This window comes from Streptomyces sp. NBC_01216 (genome assembly GCF_035994945.1).
GTDB lineage: Bacteria > Actinomycetota > Actinomycetes > Streptomycetales > Streptomycetaceae > Streptomyces.
Genome location: NZ_CP108677.1, coordinates 3,338,751 through 3,354,208 on the forward strand (window position 1 = coordinate 3,338,751; position 15,458 = coordinate 3,354,208).

12 protein-coding genes are annotated in these 15,458 nt (G+C 73.0%); 8 read left to right on the plus strand and 4 right to left on the minus strand.

From position 1 onward, the window contains the following. Window positions 1-118: 118 nt before the first annotated feature. On the plus strand, window positions 119-1,831 hold the full coding sequence (locus OG393_RS14600; RefSeq protein ID WP_327375088.1) for a right-handed parallel beta-helix repeat-containing protein: 1,713 nt from the start codon (window positions 119-121) through the stop codon (window positions 1,829-1,831). Here the strand turns inward: OG393_RS14600 and OG393_RS14605 are convergent. The 4 genes from OG393_RS14605 to OG393_RS14620 all read right to left on the minus strand — a co-directional run bounded on the left by OG393_RS14605 (window position 1,779) and on the right by OG393_RS14620 (window position 7,689). Continuing rightward, window positions 1,779-3,185, minus strand: coding sequence for a UDP-glucose dehydrogenase family protein (locus tag OG393_RS14605; RefSeq protein ID WP_327375089.1), 1,407 nt, complete (start codon window positions 3,183-3,185; stop codon window positions 1,779-1,781). The two genes, OG393_RS14600 and OG393_RS14605, sit on opposite strands and share 53 nt — an antisense overlap. 134 nt (window positions 3,186-3,319) lie before the next feature. Beyond that, the gene (gene galE, locus OG393_RS14610; RefSeq protein ID WP_327375090.1) at window positions 3,320-4,348 is read right to left on the minus strand and encodes a UDP-glucose 4-epimerase GalE; all 1,029 of its coding nucleotides are present in this window, start codon (window positions 4,346-4,348) and stop codon (window positions 3,320-3,322) included. 110 nt (window positions 4,349-4,458) lie between these two features. Continuing rightward, window positions 4,459-6,333, minus strand: a complete 1,875-nt coding sequence (locus OG393_RS14615; protein ID WP_327375091.1) for a glycosyltransferase family 2 protein — start codon at window positions 6,331-6,333, stop codon at window positions 4,459-4,461. A gap of 204 nt (window positions 6,334-6,537) precedes the next feature. Further along, the gene (locus tag OG393_RS14620) at window positions 6,538-7,689 is read right to left on the minus strand and encodes a UDP-glucuronic acid decarboxylase family protein (protein ID WP_327375092.1); all 1,152 of its coding nucleotides are present in this window, start codon (window positions 7,687-7,689) and stop codon (window positions 6,538-6,540) included. 500 nt (window positions 7,690-8,189) lie between these two features. Here OG393_RS14620 and OG393_RS14625 point away from each other — a divergent pair, with 500 nt between their 5' ends. From OG393_RS14625 to OG393_RS14655, 7 genes are all read left to right on the plus strand, one after another. Then, entirely contained in the window at window positions 8,190-9,380 is a 1,191-nt protein-coding gene (locus tag OG393_RS14625; RefSeq protein WP_327375093.1) for a winged helix DNA-binding domain-containing protein, read from the plus strand. A 108-nt stretch (window positions 9,381-9,488) separates the two neighbouring features. Beyond that, window positions 9,489-11,264, plus strand: a complete 1,776-nt coding sequence (locus OG393_RS14630; protein WP_327375094.1) for an immunity 49 family protein — start codon at window positions 9,489-9,491, stop codon at window positions 11,262-11,264. Between the two features lie 252 nt (window positions 11,265-11,516). Then, on the plus strand, window positions 11,517-11,927 hold the full coding sequence (locus tag OG393_RS14635) for a YciI family protein (protein WP_327375095.1): 411 nt from the start codon (window positions 11,517-11,519) through the stop codon (window positions 11,925-11,927). 248 nt (window positions 11,928-12,175) lie between these two features. After that, entirely contained in the window at window positions 12,176-13,096 is a 921-nt protein-coding gene (locus OG393_RS14640) for a hypothetical protein (protein ID WP_327375096.1), read from the plus strand. 202 nt (window positions 13,097-13,298) lie between these two features. Then, complete coding sequence (locus OG393_RS14645; protein WP_327375097.1) at window positions 13,299-13,994, plus strand: TetR/AcrR family transcriptional regulator; 696 nt, start codon at window positions 13,299-13,301, stop codon at window positions 13,992-13,994. A gap of 163 nt (window positions 13,995-14,157) precedes the next feature. Beyond that, on the plus strand, window positions 14,158-14,733 hold the full coding sequence (locus tag OG393_RS14650; RefSeq protein ID WP_327375098.1) for an RBBP9/YdeN family alpha/beta hydrolase: 576 nt from the start codon (window positions 14,158-14,160) through the stop codon (window positions 14,731-14,733). 74 nt (window positions 14,734-14,807) lie between these two features. After that, window positions 14,808-15,398, plus strand: coding sequence for an HhH-GPD-type base excision DNA repair protein (locus OG393_RS14655; RefSeq protein ID WP_327375099.1), 591 nt, complete (start codon window positions 14,808-14,810; stop codon window positions 15,396-15,398). Window positions 15,399-15,458: the final 60 nt, after the last annotated feature.

Consider the following 15,458-nt stretch of genomic DNA (forward strand, 5'->3'; position numbering starts at 1 on the left):
CCTATGTAAAAGAGGCGGGTTGTTCCGTCATGTCACGGACGTGACGTCCGTCCGGTTTCTGGCACCTTGATACGCGCAGTAGCGCAGTGCGGAATCCGAACGGAATGGGGACGCCGGGATGGTGCGTGGACATCGAATCGCCGGGCGGAGGCGTCTCCCTCCCGGCTGGGCGGGCGCGAAGCTCTTCGCCGGGGTGACCGCGGGCGCGATCGCCTTCCTGTGCGGGTGCGACGTGCTCAAGCCGTACACACCGCCCCGCCCGGCGACGAAGGAGTCCCTCACCTTCTACCTGAGCCCGGACGGCGACGACGAGAACGACGGCCTGAGCGAGAAGACGGCCTGGCGCACCCTGGAGCGTGCCGACGAGGTGCCCTTCAAGCCCGGGGACCGGCTCCGGCTCAAGGGCGGCGAGCGGTTCACCGGGGAGCTGACCCTCGGCGAAGGCGAGGCGGGCGACGCCGCGAAACCCGTCGTGATCGACTCCTACGGCAGCGGGAAGGCCACCGTCGTCGCCCGCGGCACGGCGGGGATCACCGTCCACAACACCGGCGGCGTGGAGATCCGGAACCTGACGATCAGCGGTGACGGCACCGCGCGCCGCGACGAGGACGGCATCAAGTTCTACAACGACCTGACGGGCGGGAAGCTCCTGACGCACGTCAGGATCTCCGGGGTCGACGTGTCCCGTTTCCGGAACGGCATCAGCTTCGGCGCGGCCTCCGGCTCGCGGGGATTCCGCGACATCACGGTCACCGACTCGGCCACCCACCACAACCAGGACGCCGGGCTGGTCACCGCCGGCCCCCGCTTCGACGCCGACGAACCGTCCTACGCGCACGAGAAGCTCACGGTCAGCGAGGTGCGGGCGTACGCGAACGCGGGCGACCCCGAGGAGCACGAACGCAACACCGGCAGCGGCATCGTCCTCGGCAGCCTCAAGGAGGCGACCGTCCAGCGGTCCGCCGCCTACGACAACGGCGCACACTCCTCCGCCCGCGCGGACGAGGGGCCCGAGGGGATCTGGACGTACGACTCGACGCGGGTGGTCATCCAGAACAACGAGTCCTACCGCAACCGCACCGGCTCCCGCGTCGACGGTGGCGGCTTCGGCCTCGACAACAACGTGTCCGAGTCGGTGCTCCAGTACAACCTGTCCTACGGAAACGACGGGCCCGGCTTCCTCGTCTACTCGGGCGAGGCGACCGGCGCCCACCGGGACAACGTCGTGCGCTTCAACTACAGCTGGGACGACGCCCGCAAACTGCCCTTCTACGGCGGCATCGTGGCCTACGGCACCCGGCTGCGGAAACTCGACATCTACAACAACACGGTGCTCCAGCGGTCGCCCGAGGGCACCGGGGACGGCGAGCGGGCCCCGGCCCTGCGGCTGCGGGCCGGCATCAGCGACATCGGCATCCGCAACAACATCTTCCTCACCGACGGCGCGCCCGTGGTGGACTCCGACACCGCCTTCGCCCGGTCCCGGGTCCGGCTCCAGGGCAACGACTACCACAGCACCGGCCCGTGGAACCTGATCTGGGGCGGTACGGCCTTCTCCAGCCTGGCCGCCTGGCGCGGTGAGGCCGGGCAGGAGCAGCACGACTCGGCCCCCACCGGGACCACCGCCGACCCCTGCCTCGTCGACGCGGCGGCCCCGGTCACGGACCGGGCCGGGGCCGCCAATCTCGTCTCGACCTGCGCCGACCGGCTGACGGGCGCGTTCCCGCTGCGCTCCGTCGGTGTCGATCCCGGCCCGGTCGACTACTTCGGGGAACGGCTCAGCACCGTGCCGTCGGTGGGCGCTGCCGCCCCGCCGCGCTCGGACGGCTGAGAGCCAGCCCGGCCCGCGCGGGGCCGGGCAGCAGGGCGGGCGACGGCCTGCCCAGTGCCCGCACCGTCCAGCCGGAGGCCCGCCACAGGCCCATGTCGAGGTGGTTGCGGGCGTCGATCAGACGCGGTGTCCGCACCACCCGGGCCAGCTTCACCGGGTCGAGCTCGCGGTAGTCGCTCCACTCGGTCAGGTGGAGCACCACGTCCGCTCCGGCGCAGGCCCCGGAGGGCTCGTTCTCGTAGCGCAGTTCGGGATGGGCCAGCCGGGCGTTGTGGAGGCCCTCGGGGTCGTGGACGCGCACCTCCGCGCCCTCGCGGTGGATCGCCGCCGCCACGGCGAGGGCCGGCGAGTCGCGGATGTCGTCGCTGTTCGGCTTGAAGGTGGCGCCGAGCACCGCGATCCGTCGGCCGGTGAACTCCCCGCCCGCCAGGTCACGGGCGATGTCGACGGTGCGCCGCCGCTGGCGCTGGTTGACGGCGTCGACCTGCCCCAGGAAGCCCACCGCCTCCCCGACCCCCAGCTCCCGGGCCCGCGCGGAGAACGCCCGGATGTCCTTGGGGAGGCAGCCGCCGCCGAAGCCGAGACCCGCGTGGAGGAAGCGGCGTCCGATGCGGGTGTCGTGGCCGAGCGCGTCGGCCAGGGTGACCACGTCGGCCCCGGCCGCGTCGCAGACCTCCGCCATCGCGTTGATGAAGGAGATCTTGGTGGCGAGGAAGGAGTTGGCCGAGACCTTGACCAGTTCCGCGGTCGCCGGATCGGTGCTGACGTACGGGACCCGGTCCGCCAGCATCGGCGCGTACACCTCGCGCAGGACGCGGTCCGCGCGCGGCGAGGTGACGCCCACGACGATCCGGTCCGGCCGCAGGGTGTCCTCGACGGCGAATCCCTCGCGCAGGAACTCCGGGTTCCAGGCGACCTCGACCTCGCAGCCGGCGGGGACGATACCGCGCAGGCGGGCCGCGAGCCGGGGAGTGGTCCCCACCGGGACGGTCGACTTGCCGACGAGGAGATGGGCGCCCGTCAGGTGGGCGGCGAGGCCGTCGACGACGGCGTCGACACAGCGCAGGTCGGCGGCGTCCGATCCGGCCTGCTGCGGGGTACCCACGCAGACGAAGTGCACGTCGGCGAAGGCCGCAGCCTCGCTGAGCGAGGTGGAGAAGCGAAGCCGGCCCGAAGCCGTGGCGCGGGTCAGCACCTCGTCGAGTCCGGGCTCGAAGAAGGGCGGTCGTCCCTCGGCGAGGGCACGGATCTTCTCGCCGTCGATGTCGACGCCGAGGACCTCGTGCCCGATGTCCGCCATGCACGCGGCGTGCACGGCTCCGAGGTATCCCGTCCCGATGACGGTCATGCGCATGGGGGGTCTCCTGTCCTGCGACGTTGCGGAAGATGGGTGAAACGTCCCGTGCGTCCCCGCGGCCGGTGGGGCCGGTGGGGCCGGTGGTGCGGGCGCGCTGGAAGAAGGGGGAGCGGGCGGGGCGCTCCCGGCGGTCAGCCGGTCACATAGCCGTCGGGGTGAAGCTCCTGGAAGCGCCAGGCGTCCTCGCACATGGCCGCGAGGCCGCGCGTCGGGGACCAGCCCCAGGCCGCCGCCACCGCACCGGGATCGGCGACGAGTTCGGCGACGTCCCCGGGGCGGCGCCCGGCCACCTCGTACGGGACCGGCCGGCCGGAGGCGCTCCCGAAGGCGCGGACGAGGTCGAGGACCGACGAACCCACTCCCGTGCCCAGGTTGAACACCCGCAGCCCGTTCTCGTCGCCGAGGTGCTCCAGCGCGCGCCGGTGGCCCTCGGCGACGTCCACGACATGGACGTAGTCACGGATGCCGGTCCCGTCGGGCGTCGGGTAGTCGTCGCCGAAGACGGTGAGCCGCTCGCGACGGCCCACGGCGACCTGCGCCAGGTACGGCATGATGTTGTTCGGGACGCCCCGGGGGTCCTCGCCGAGCAGCCCGGAGGGGTGTGCGCCGACCGGGTTGAAGTACCTCAGTGCCAGCACACCGAGCTCCGGCAGGCGGTGGCAGGTGTCGGCCAGCACCTGTTCGCAGATCCACTTCGTGGTGGCGTACGGGTTGGTCGGGGCGGCCGGATCGGCCTCGGTCAGCGGCACCTTGGTGGCGTCGCCGTAGACCGAGCAGGACGAGGAGAACACCATCCGGCGCACCCCGTGCGCGTGCATGGCCGCCAGCAGCGCGGTCGTCCCGCCGACGTTGACGTCGTAGTAGGCGATCGGGATCCGGACTGACTCCCCCACCGCCTTCTTCGCGGCGAAGTGGATCACCGCGTCGATCGGATGGGCCGCGAAGACGGCGTCGAGCGCGCGCCGGTCCCGCAGGTCGGCGCGGTGGACGGCCGCGAGCGGGCGGCCGGCGATCTTCGCGACCCGTTCGAGTGCCTCCGGGGAACTGTTCGAGTAGTCGTCGACGACGACGACCTCGTAGCCGTGCTCCAGCAGTTCGACACATGTGTGGCTGCCGATGAATCCGGCGCCGCCGGTGACCAGGACCGTCGTGGGGGGCATGGGGGAGGTCCCTTCCATGAGCTCTGTGAGGGGGGTGGGTGGGACACGCGAGGGGCGGGACGGGTACGGGACGGCGCCGGAGGGGACGGCGGTCGGGGGCGGGCCGGATGTCACCAGCCGAAGAGGCCGGCGGCGTAGGTGGGGAACAGGCCGACGGCCAGGGTGAGCGGCAGCAGCGCCAGCGTGCCGAAGAACAGCGGCAGACGGGCCGTCACCAGGGCCTTGAACCGGGACACCCGCGCGGCACGGGCCATCCCGCCGACGTGCAGCGAGGCGACGGCGAGCGTGACGACCGCGTACGAGGACGAACCCAGGAGACACAGGAAGACGTACCCCGCCGCGGGGCCGGTGAGCTCACCGATGACCGCGCAGACGGACAGGGTGACGGTGATGAACAGGTAGGGCGCCACGAGCCGCAGCGGCAGCCGCTGCAGGCCGTCCGTCGACTTGGGCGTCACCTTGAAGACCACCGGCCGGGGCCGCAGCCTCTGCCACAGCGCCGCGCCGACGCCCCAGGCGACGAAGGGCCAGCGCGCCAGGCTGAACAGCCAGCTCTCCCAGCTGAGCACGGGGGCCTTCGCCGGACGGAGCAGACCGCGTCGGCGCACCAGCACGACGAGCAGGATCATCCACACGGACAGCGCCCAGTAGTGCCCCAGGAACGAGAGGTAGTTCACGTTGATCCACGGCAGACCGGTCACGGCCGCGATGGGGGGCAGGGCGAGCCCGGCGGACGTGGTCAGCGCGAGCAGCGGGTAGTAGGAGAGGGCGAAGGCGAACCGTACCCGCAGGGCGGGGCCCATCCGGCCCAGGTGGCGCGGCAGCAGACCGAGGAGCATCACCGCCAGGCTGCGGGACCACTGGAACTCCTGGGTGGCCATGGCGGCGAAGGTGATCGGGCCGTCGCCGTGCGCCTCGGCGTCGATGGCGAACGAGCCGTGCCAGCCGGCCGAGTTCAGGAGGAAGGTGGTCGAGAAGTCCTCGGCGAGTTCGGGTCCGATGCCTCCGATGTCCCGTACCGCCTCGGTGCGCACCGCGTAGTGGGAGCCGATGCACATGGGCGCGAGACCGGCGGTGTGACCCAGTTGCACCGCGCCGTGGAAGACGGCCTCACGGTGCAGTCTGCCGCGCACGGACCAGGAGACGTCGGCGTTGGCGTCGCAGACGCTGGGGGCGGCGACGTAGCCGATGGCCGGGTCCGCGAACGGCCGGACCATCTCCGCCAGGTAGGTCGGTGCGGGCACGTGGTCGCAGTCCAGCTGGGCGACCACGTCGTAGCGCTCGTAGCCCCAGTGGTCGTAGAAGAAGGCGAGGTTGCCCTCCTTGCAGCGGGTCCGGCGCGGCCAGGTCGTGCGGTGGTAGTCCGGCCGGTCCCGGCGGCAGGAGACGTGCACGCCCTGGACGGCGCACCAGTCGCGGATCTCGTCGGTCGGGTCCTCGTCGCACAGCCACACGTCGTAGTCGTTCGGGAAGTCCTGCCCGAGCATGGCTTCCAGAGTGGTCCGGGCGACGTCCCAGGGTTCCGAGGGGGCGCGGGTGACCACGAACGCGGTGCGCAGGCCGGGGACGGCGATCCGCGGGTCGAAGCGGCGCAGCCGGAGGACCGCGAGGAAGAAGTACAGGGGCAGCAGGGCCAGGTAGAGGAGCAGGGCGCTGTTGACGGCCAGGCCCACCCAGCCGTAGCGGTGCTCCGGCTGGAGCCACCAGGTCCAGAACCAGATGAGGCTGGACACCCATCCGATGCTCAGGAACGCGACCTTCATCCGGTCGCCCTTGCCGAACTGGCGGACGAAGCTCTCGGGACGGGTCCGCCGTGCCGGGCGCGGGTGGGCGAACACGGGTCCGTCGGCGGGAATCCCGGCGACGTTGCCGCGGGAGAGCGCGCGGATCCGGTCCTCGAGGGTGGGCTGGGTTGTCGTCGGGCCGGGGATGAGCCGGTCGGTCGTGGCGGCCTCGCCTACGAGTCCTGGCTCGGTCGGGGTCATGTGAGCGTGCTCCGAAAGGGTGCTCGGTGGGGCGGCGCGAGAGCCTCACGGCCGCCCTGGTGGGAAGGAGCCGGCGGGGAGCGGCACGGATGGGCGCCCGCTCCGCCGCCAGGGTGAGAAGGCGAAGGGTGGGGTCGTGGGGCGGGGTCGGATGCGTGGCGGCGCCGATGCCTCGCGACGGGCCGGGGTCGGATCCTTCCGGAGTCAGGCCGGTGCGGCGGCCGGTCGTGGAGCGCCGGAACGGCCGGCCGGCCGGGGCTCGGACCAGGTGACGGGGCGTACGTCCGCGGGCGCGGCGGCGCGGGTGTCGGGCGGGGCCGGGACGTCGGCGCGCGTGTCGGGCAGGGCGGCGGCCGTGTGCGGGGCGGGGAGCGGTGTCCCCTCCTCCTGGCCGCCCCGGATCACGCCGGCGGCGGCGGCGAGTTCGGCCGGCCGGGAGGCGAACCAGTCGGCCGTCCTGCGCAGCCCGTCCTCGATGTCCACCTCGGGCGTCCAGCCGAGCGCGCTCTGGGCCCGGGTGATCACCGGGCGGCGCCGGCACGGGTCGTCCACCGGCAGCGGGTGGTAGTGGATCTCCGAGGACGAGCCGGTGAGCTCCAGCACCGACTCGGCCAGTTCGGTGACCGTCCGCTCCACCGGGTTGCCCAGATTGAACGGGCCGGGCTCGGCCGAGTCGAGGAGGGCGACGAGACCGCGGACCAGGTCGTCGACGTAGCAGAAACTGCGGGTCTGCTTTCCGTCTCCGTAAATGGTCAGGGGCTCACCGGTGAGCGCCTGGGTGATGAAGCTGGAGACCACGCGCCCGTCGTGCGGGCGCATCCGCGGACCGTAGGTGTTGAAGATGCGGGCGATGCCGACGTCGACGCCGTGGGTGCGGCGGTACGCGAAGGAAATCGCCTCAGCGAATCGTTTCGCCTCGTCGTAGACGCTACGGGGCCCCACCGAATTGACGTTGCCCCAGTAGTCCTCGTCCTGCGGGTGGACCAGCGGGTCGCCGTAGATCTCGCTGGTCGACGCGAGAAGGAAACGGGCCCGCTTGTCCAGCGCCAGCCGGAGCGCGTTCTCCGTCCCCCTGCTGCCGACGGCGAGCGTCTCGAGCGGCTGGCGCAGGTAGTCGGGCGGGGAGGCGGGGCTCGCCAGGTGGGCGATGGCGTCGAGGGGGCCGGAGACCTCCACGGCGACACTGACATCGACACGGACGCATTCGAATGCCGGGTGATAGATCAGGTGTTCGATGTTTCTGGGGTCGCCTGTCGAGAAGTTGTCCAGACAGACCACGGAGTCGCCACGTCTCAGCAGCGCTTCGCAGAGATGCGACCCGAGAAAACCACTGCCACCGGTGACCGCAACGCGCATGCGATTCTCCAGGAATCGGGAACGAACGGGAAAGCCTCCGACGCTTTTCCGATGCCGACGGTGAACGCGCGGACGGAAGCGGCGAAGACTCACGGAATACGCTTGAAAAGAATATGGACATAAGTGGGATTTTCCGTGCATCGCAATTCGGGACTACGCCGATCGGACGCCCCGGCCCCGGCGGCGTTCCCTGGCCGAAGAGCACTCCCCGGCGCTCGGCGGGCCGGTCCGCACCCGCTCCGCTTCACTCTCCCGTGTGTCCCCACCGCGTGCCGGGCGCGCGGCACATCGCGCCGCCCCGGCCCCGCGCCCCGGCCCCGCCCACAGCACTCCCGCACACCGCGCCCAGGCCCCACCCATCACACCCGCCAGGGACACCCGCTCCGCCCTGTCGGTGCCCGGCGGCGGGGTGAACAGGACCAGCCGCTGTTCGCCAGGAGGACGCGTTCGTCCTGCGGGTGACGGGACTTCCTGTCGGTGCGACGGGCCATGCTTGCCCCATGGGCGAGAGACGACGTGTGATCACGGGGGACGAGCGACGGGCCCGGCTGGGCGTACGACACCGCCTGGCCGGCTCGGCGCGGGCGTCGGGTGCCGAGGAGGTGACCGACGCGCTGGTGGCGCTGCACGCCACCGATCCGGCCTCCGTCTTCCTGAGCGTGGGAGCACGGCTGCGCGCGCCCGGGGGCGGGGCGGACCCGGTCGCGGACCTGGAACGCGCCCTGTACACGGATCGCACGCTGACCCGGATGCACGGCATGCGCCACACCCTCTTCGTCTTCCCGAGCGGCCTGACCCCGGCCGTACACGCCTCCACGACCCGCGACGTCGCCGCCCGCGAACGCGCCTCGCTCGTCCGGCACCTGGCCGCGGGCAGCGCGTACGACGCGGCCTGGCTGGCCGAGACCGAGCGGCTGCTGCTCGCCGAGGTGACGGCGCGCGGCGAGGCGACGGGTGCCGAACTGGGCGAGGCCGTACCGAGGCTGCGCGCCCAGTACCTCCACGGCATCGGCACCCGCCAGGAGGGGCACCAGTCCCTCTCCAGCCGGCTGCTGCGCGTGCTCGGCATGGAGGGGCGGATCGCACGGGGCCGGCCGCAGGGCGGCTGGACGTCCAGCCGCTTCCGCTGGATCCTCGCCCCCGATCTGCCCGACCCGCCCGACGCGGACGCCCACGCCGCACTCCTCGGCCGCTGGCTGGCGGCGTGCGGACCGGCGACCGAGGCCGATCTGAAGTGGTGGACCGGGTGGAAGGTCACCGACGTCCGCAAGGCGCTGGCGGCGCTCGGCGCGGAGACCGTCGGCCTCGAAGAGGGCACCGGGCACGTGCTGCCGGACGACACCGTTCCGGTACCGGAGCCGGAGCCGTGGGTCGCCCTGCTGCCCTGCCTCGACCCGACGGCCATGGGCTGGAGCGGGCGCGACTGGTACCTCCGGCCCGCGCACCGGGCGGCGCTCTTCGACCGCAGCGGGAACATCGGCCCGACCGTGTGGTGGAACGGCCGGATCGTCGGCGGCTGGGCACAGCGCGCGGACGGCGAGATCGTCTGGCGGCTCCTCGACGACGTGGGCGCCGAGGCCGCGACCGCCGTCGCCGAGGAGGCGGCACGACTCTCCTCCTGGGTCGGTGAGGTCCGCGTGACACCCCGCTTCCGGACGCCCCTGGAAAGGGAGTTGACGGCCGGGCCGTGAGCGTCGGGAGCGCCCGCGGGGGCGGCGGCGCGGTCCGGGGCCGGTCCGGCCGCCCGCCCCCGAGCCCCTAGGCTGGAGGCCCGGACCGTGCAGACGGGGGAGCGGACAGTGCGTATAGAGCGGCACCGGGTCAGCGCGGCCAAGATCGCCGCGGCCCGCGAGGACTTCGTCGGCAGGATCAACCGGCGGGTCCGTTCGATGTCGAGGGCCGGCCGGATGACCACGTACGAATGGTGGCTGCTCTCCGAGGAGTTCCTCGACTACCTCGCGGCCCTGTCCGTCGAGGCACCCGACCTGCACACGCCGGAGGCCGAGACCGTCCTCAACGACGCCACCGAGGCCGCCGCCGGCGCCGTGGCGTTCGCCGCGTACTTCCCGCACGGCTCCTTCCAGGTGTTCCTCAACTACGTCGACTTCGGCATGGGTTACGAGCCGACGTCCGGCGCGAGCCCGGAATCCGTCACCGCCCAGGACTGGCTCGACGCCTTCTGCCTGGCCGTCCTCGCGGGCAAGGCCGAATGGCACGGCGAGGCATTCCACTTCGCCCGCCGAAATCCCCAGCGGGGCCGCACCGGCGAGCCGTCAGCGGAACTCATCAGCGGCCTGATGGCGTACGTCATCGGAGACCTCGGCGACGAAGGCCAGAACTTCCCGCCCTCGGCGGAGGAGCGACTCGCCGCCCTCGACGCCGCGCTCGCCCGTGTCCGGCACCGGGACGCCCACGCCGGCGCGGAGCCCGCCGACCACCCGCACCGTGTCGCGCTCCGCGCGCTGCGGGGCCTGGCCGACGGAGACCGGGACGCCTTTCACACCGGACTGGCCGCGCTGCTCGTGCCGTACGGCGCGCGCTCCGGGCCCGCCGCCGAGCCGCGCAGTCTGCTGCCGCTCCTGCCGCTGGCGCTGGCCGCTCTCGCCTACCGCCGCGAGGGCTGGCAGCCCCGCGTCGACACCCCTTACCTGCCGCGGGCGCTGGTCACCGGTTTCGAGGACGCGGGGCCGCGGGTGGAGGAGTTCGGACGCAACCGGCGCGCGGACGCCGTCGCCGCGCTGGCGGCGGGGACCCTGACCGTCGACCGGCCCACGAGCCCGGCGCCCCACACCGCCGAGGGAGAAGCGTGGTTCGAACACCGCACACGGGAGCGGCTCACCCCGCACCAGGAGCCGCTCGGGCTCGGGCACCTCTCCGAGGCCCTGGACCACCAGGGCCTCCTCTTCCGCCGGCGGGCCCGGCGCGCCGCTGACGCGACGGACCTCCAGCTCGGGAACCTGCGGCTGGCCTCCCGGCTGGGCGCCGCCGTCTTCCGTACGGCGCTCGCCGCCCCCGGCACCGACGTGGAGGTCGTCGTCGACGGTGTCACCCTCACCTGCCACGTCGCCTCCCCCGGCACGGACGCCGGCGCGAACGCCGGCCCCCACATCTGGCACACCGCGACCAACTTCGCCCTGATCACCGGCGCCCGCGAGGACCTCGCGCCGCTCGTCGTGGCGGGACCCGGCCGGCACGGAAGAGACTGCTCCGCCTTCGCGTCCTACCGCGCCGCCCTGCACGACTACCTGCGCGGCGCCGAACCGGAGGCCGGCGCGGAGCGCGCCGTGCACGACAGCGGGAGGGCGAAGTCCTGGGGCTTCTTCCCGCCCCCGGCCGTCCTCTTCTCCCAGCTGGTCGAGGGCGACGAGGAGAGTTTCAACCTGGCCCTCCTGGACGCGCTGGAAGCGCACCGCGACCACTACGCGGTCGCCGACCGCGCCGACGACCCGGACGCCGCCGTCAACCTCGACATCCTGGCCCTGACCTGCCACGCCCGTCGGCGGGGCTGGTCGATCCGGGTCGCCTCCCCCTACCTGCCGCCCCGGCTGCTCGCCGCCGCCGTGCCGTTCGCCTGAGAGCCTGTCGGGTGGCCTCTGACCGGGCGGTCACGCCTGGCACGCACGCTGCCGGCCGAAGGCCACCCGACAGGCTCTGACGCGCCTCGCGCTCCCACCCCGCGCTCCCCCGCTCCCGTCCTCGCGGGCGTGGTTCCCGCGGGTGGATTCCCGGGGGAATTCACGCGTGTCCCGCGGGGTGCCGGGCATTCCGGCCCGGCTCCGGCGTCCCCTGGGAGGGCAGACCCCTCAGGACGACCGAAGGAGCAGCGCGTGAAGTACCTCGTCATGGTGCAGGGAGCCCAGGCCGACTACACGGCGATGACCGGCCAGGGCTCCGACACGAGCCCGGCGTGGAGCGAGCAGGAGCTGCGGGCGATGTTCGCGTTCATGCAGTCGGTCAACGACGACCTCGCCGAGTCCGGCGAGCTGGTCGACGCCCAGGGACTCCTGGAGCCCGCCCGGACCCGCTTCGTGACCGCCGACCAGGACGGCCGTCCGGTGGTCGAGGACGCGCCTTACGGGGACGACGAGGAGGTGATCGCCGGGTACTGGGTGCTCGACTGCGAGAGCCTGGAGCGGGTCACCGAGATCGCCGCACGGGTGGCACAGTGCCCGCAGCCCGCCGCCGCGAGGATCCGCCCGGTGGTGATCCGGCCGATCGACAGCGGCGGCGAGGAGTGACGGCCCGGAGGAGGGACCTGACGGTCGGGGGGGCCGCCGGTCCCGCGCGGCCTGCCGACGTGACGCGTCCCGCGCCGCCGCGCGTGCGTCATCCGTCCGCTGTCCAGGCAGATTTGATGCCGGCGACCGCTGACGGCCCGGTCCGGCCCACCCGTCAGGGAGCGAAATCCGGGGGAAGGCCCACGGCTCCGTGTGAAAGGCTCCGTTGGCTCTGTCGACCCTGACGGGGCAAGGGGAGGGAACAGCAAGTGGAACCCACGGAGTACGTCGCTCGGCTGCGCGCGCAGGCGAGCGATCCGGGTATCGAGGAGGCGCTGCGCCGCGACCGGACCGTACGGCGCCGCACGTTCGCGCTGGCGGCCGGTGCGGGCGTACTGCTCCTGGCCGGATTCGGCTTCTGGCTGAGCGATGTGACGGGGGAGCGGCCGCCGTACGAGCCGTACGCCCCGCGGGCGCTCCGCGAGGAGCTCTGGCCCCCGGAGTGGCCGTATTCGGTCGACATGCCGTTCCGGGGCTCGCCCGCGGGCGGCTGGGCGGACGGGGCCGACGGGATCTACGTCCCCGCGGCCATGCCGTCCGGCGGGCTCACCGCCGAGAACGTGACCGCCGTGTTGGAGGATGTGAGGACGCTGCTCGCCGAGACCAACGTCTCGGAGCGGACCCTCGTCGGCGCTGAGCCCGCGACGGCGCTCGCGCTGCTCGATCCGAGCGGGATCGACGACGCCGTACGCGAGGACATGGTCACCCGCTTCGATCCCGAAGAGGTGTATCCGCACGAGACCGGAGTCAGGACACGGGGCATGATGACCTACGAGGTCTCGTCGGCGGGCGAGCTGGTGGTGCACGCCGACTACACCTTCGTCTACCCGCTGGTGCGGGCCGGACAGGGCCACGAGGTGCTCCCGGGCGTCCCCGAGGTGGCACGGATCGCCGTACGGCGCCGGATGACGTTGACGTCGAGGGACGGGAAGCTCGTCCTGGGTGACTACGCGAGCGAGGTAGGCAACCACGACTGCTCGGCGCCGAAGGACGGATACCTCCATCCGCTCTTCGCCGAGGGACGGTGGAAGGCAGCCCAGGCGGCCAAGGGGAACCTCGTCGACCCGTACGACGAGAAGCGGGTCCTCCCGGCCGGCCCCGGGCACTGCGTCACCCCGGCCTGGACCTGACACCCTCGCCGTGGAAGGCCGGGCCGCTCCGTGTGACGGCCGAGAACGTCACCGCGGCTGACGGATCAGCTGTCGGTGCGGACGGCTGAGGGGGAGCCGCCCGCACCTGATGCAATTCACGGCACTTGGAACCGGATAGCGCTCCGTTATGCTCGGTTCAGAGGCGCGCCGAGCAGGCGGGAACGAAGGGCCGGCGGACACGATGAACGCGAGGGACGTCCGGGAGAGCGGTACGGGCCGCGCGCGGGGACGACCCGCGCCGCCTGCCGGACCGGCCCCGCCCGGCCCCGCCCCCGGTGTCCCGGTGCTGGGCCTGCTGCCCGCCGAGGGCACTCCGGGTCCCGAGCGGGCCGACGCCGCGCGCAACCGGCGCAGGATCCTCGACGCCGCCGCCCGGCTCGTCGCCGAGGTCGGCCCCGACGCCGTCACCATGAACCAGGTCGCCCAGGCCGGCGGCATCGGAGTCGGCACGGTCTACCGCCGGTTCGGCGACGTGTCCCAGCTCCTGTGGGCGCTCCTGGACGACCGGGAGCGGCAGTTCCAGGAGGCGTACCTGAGCGGGCCGCCGCCGCTCGGCCCCGGCGCCCCCGCCGTCGAACGGCTGTCCGCCTTCGTCGACGCGCTCGTCGACCGCGTCCTCGAACAGCGCGAACTCCTGCTCGCCGCGCAGACGGCGGCTCCGAGCGCCCGCTACACGAGCGGCGCGTACCTGGCGATGCACACGCATGTGTCGCTGCTGATCGCCCAGGTCCGCCCGGGGGCGAACGGCGCGCTCCTCGGGCACCTGCTCCTCGCTCCGTTCTCACCGAGCCTGATGCACCACCTGTCGACGGAGCGGGACCTGTCCTCGGAGGATCTCAAGGCGGGCATGCGGGACCTGCTGGGCTTCGAGGACTGAGTCCGGGGGCCGGGCATCGGGGGCCGGGCCACGCCGGAAGGGCTCCGTCGCCCCGTCCGGGCCCGCTCCCGCCAGGCCGTCGGTGCGGCGCCTTGTCCGGGTGCACCGTCCACCCGCTGGAACCGCCCTGGACCGGACCGGTGTCCGGGCGCACGATCACGCCATGAACACGTACCTGATCCTGCACGGCTACCAGAACCACCGGCCCGCGGGGCACTGGCAGCACTGGCTCGCCGGGCAGCTCGCCGAGCGCGGCCACGAGGTCCGCTATCCACAGCTGCCCGAGCCCGACGCGCCCGTCCTCGAAGAGTGGCTGGCGGCGCTCCGGGAGCATCTCGGCCGCTCCGCGGGCGGCGGCCGGCCCGTCGTCCTGGCACACAGCCTCTCCGTCCTGCTCTGGCTGCGCGCCGCCGCGCTCGCCCCGGACGCCGTCGACGTCGAACGGGTGCTGCTGGTCGCCCCGCCCTCCCCCGCCGTCACCGCCTCGATCCCGGAGATCGCCGCCTTCGCCGACGGGCTCGACCTCGGCGTCCGGCTGAAGGCCCCCACCCGGCTCGTCTACGGGGACGGCGACCCGTACTGCCCCGAGGGAGCCGACGGGCACTACGGCGTCCCGCTCGGGCTGGACAGCGACCGCGTCCCCGCCGGTGCCCATCTGAATCCGGACTCCGGCTACGGCCCGTGGCCCGCGGTGCTGGAGTGGTGCGAGGACCCGGCGGTACGGCTGAGCGCCCGCTGAGCCTCCGGGCAGGGCGCCGCTCCCGGGGACCTCCAGCCCGTGCGAGGGGCGGCCGGGCGCGGGATGATCGGAGGATGACCGAGATCCATCTGGCGCAGCAGGCCGAGGCGGACGAACTCCTCGGCCGCAGTCCGCTTGCCGCGCTGGTCGGCATGCTGCTCGACCAGCAGGTTCCCATGGAGTGGGCGTTCTCCGGGCCGTACACCATCGCCCAGCGGCTAGGGGGTGACGACCTCGACGCGCACGAGATCGCCGCGCACGATCCGGACGCCTTCGCCGCGTTGCTGTCGGCGAAGCCGGCGGTGCACCGCTACCCCGGTTCCATGGCGAAACGGATCCAGCAGCTCTGCCGGTTCCTGGTGGACGAGTACGGCGGCGAGGCGGAGGCCGTCTGGGCGGACGCGGCCTCCGGCGAGGACCTGCTGGAGCGGCTGCTCGCCCTGCCCGGCTTCGGGAAGCAGAAGGCGCAGATCTTCCTCGCCCTGCTCGGGAAGCAGTACGGCGTGCGGCCCCGGGGCTGGCGGGAGGCGGCCGGCTCCTACGGCGACTCCGGGGCGTACCGCTCCGCCGCCGACATCACGGGCCCGGAGTCGCTGGCGAAGGTCCGTGCTTTCAAGCAGGAGGCGAAGCGGGCCACAAAAGCAGCCAAATCTGCAGGGAATTGATCGCTCCGCATGCCAATCCTGCTAAATGTGACATGAATTGTGGCGGATCTGTTCACAGGA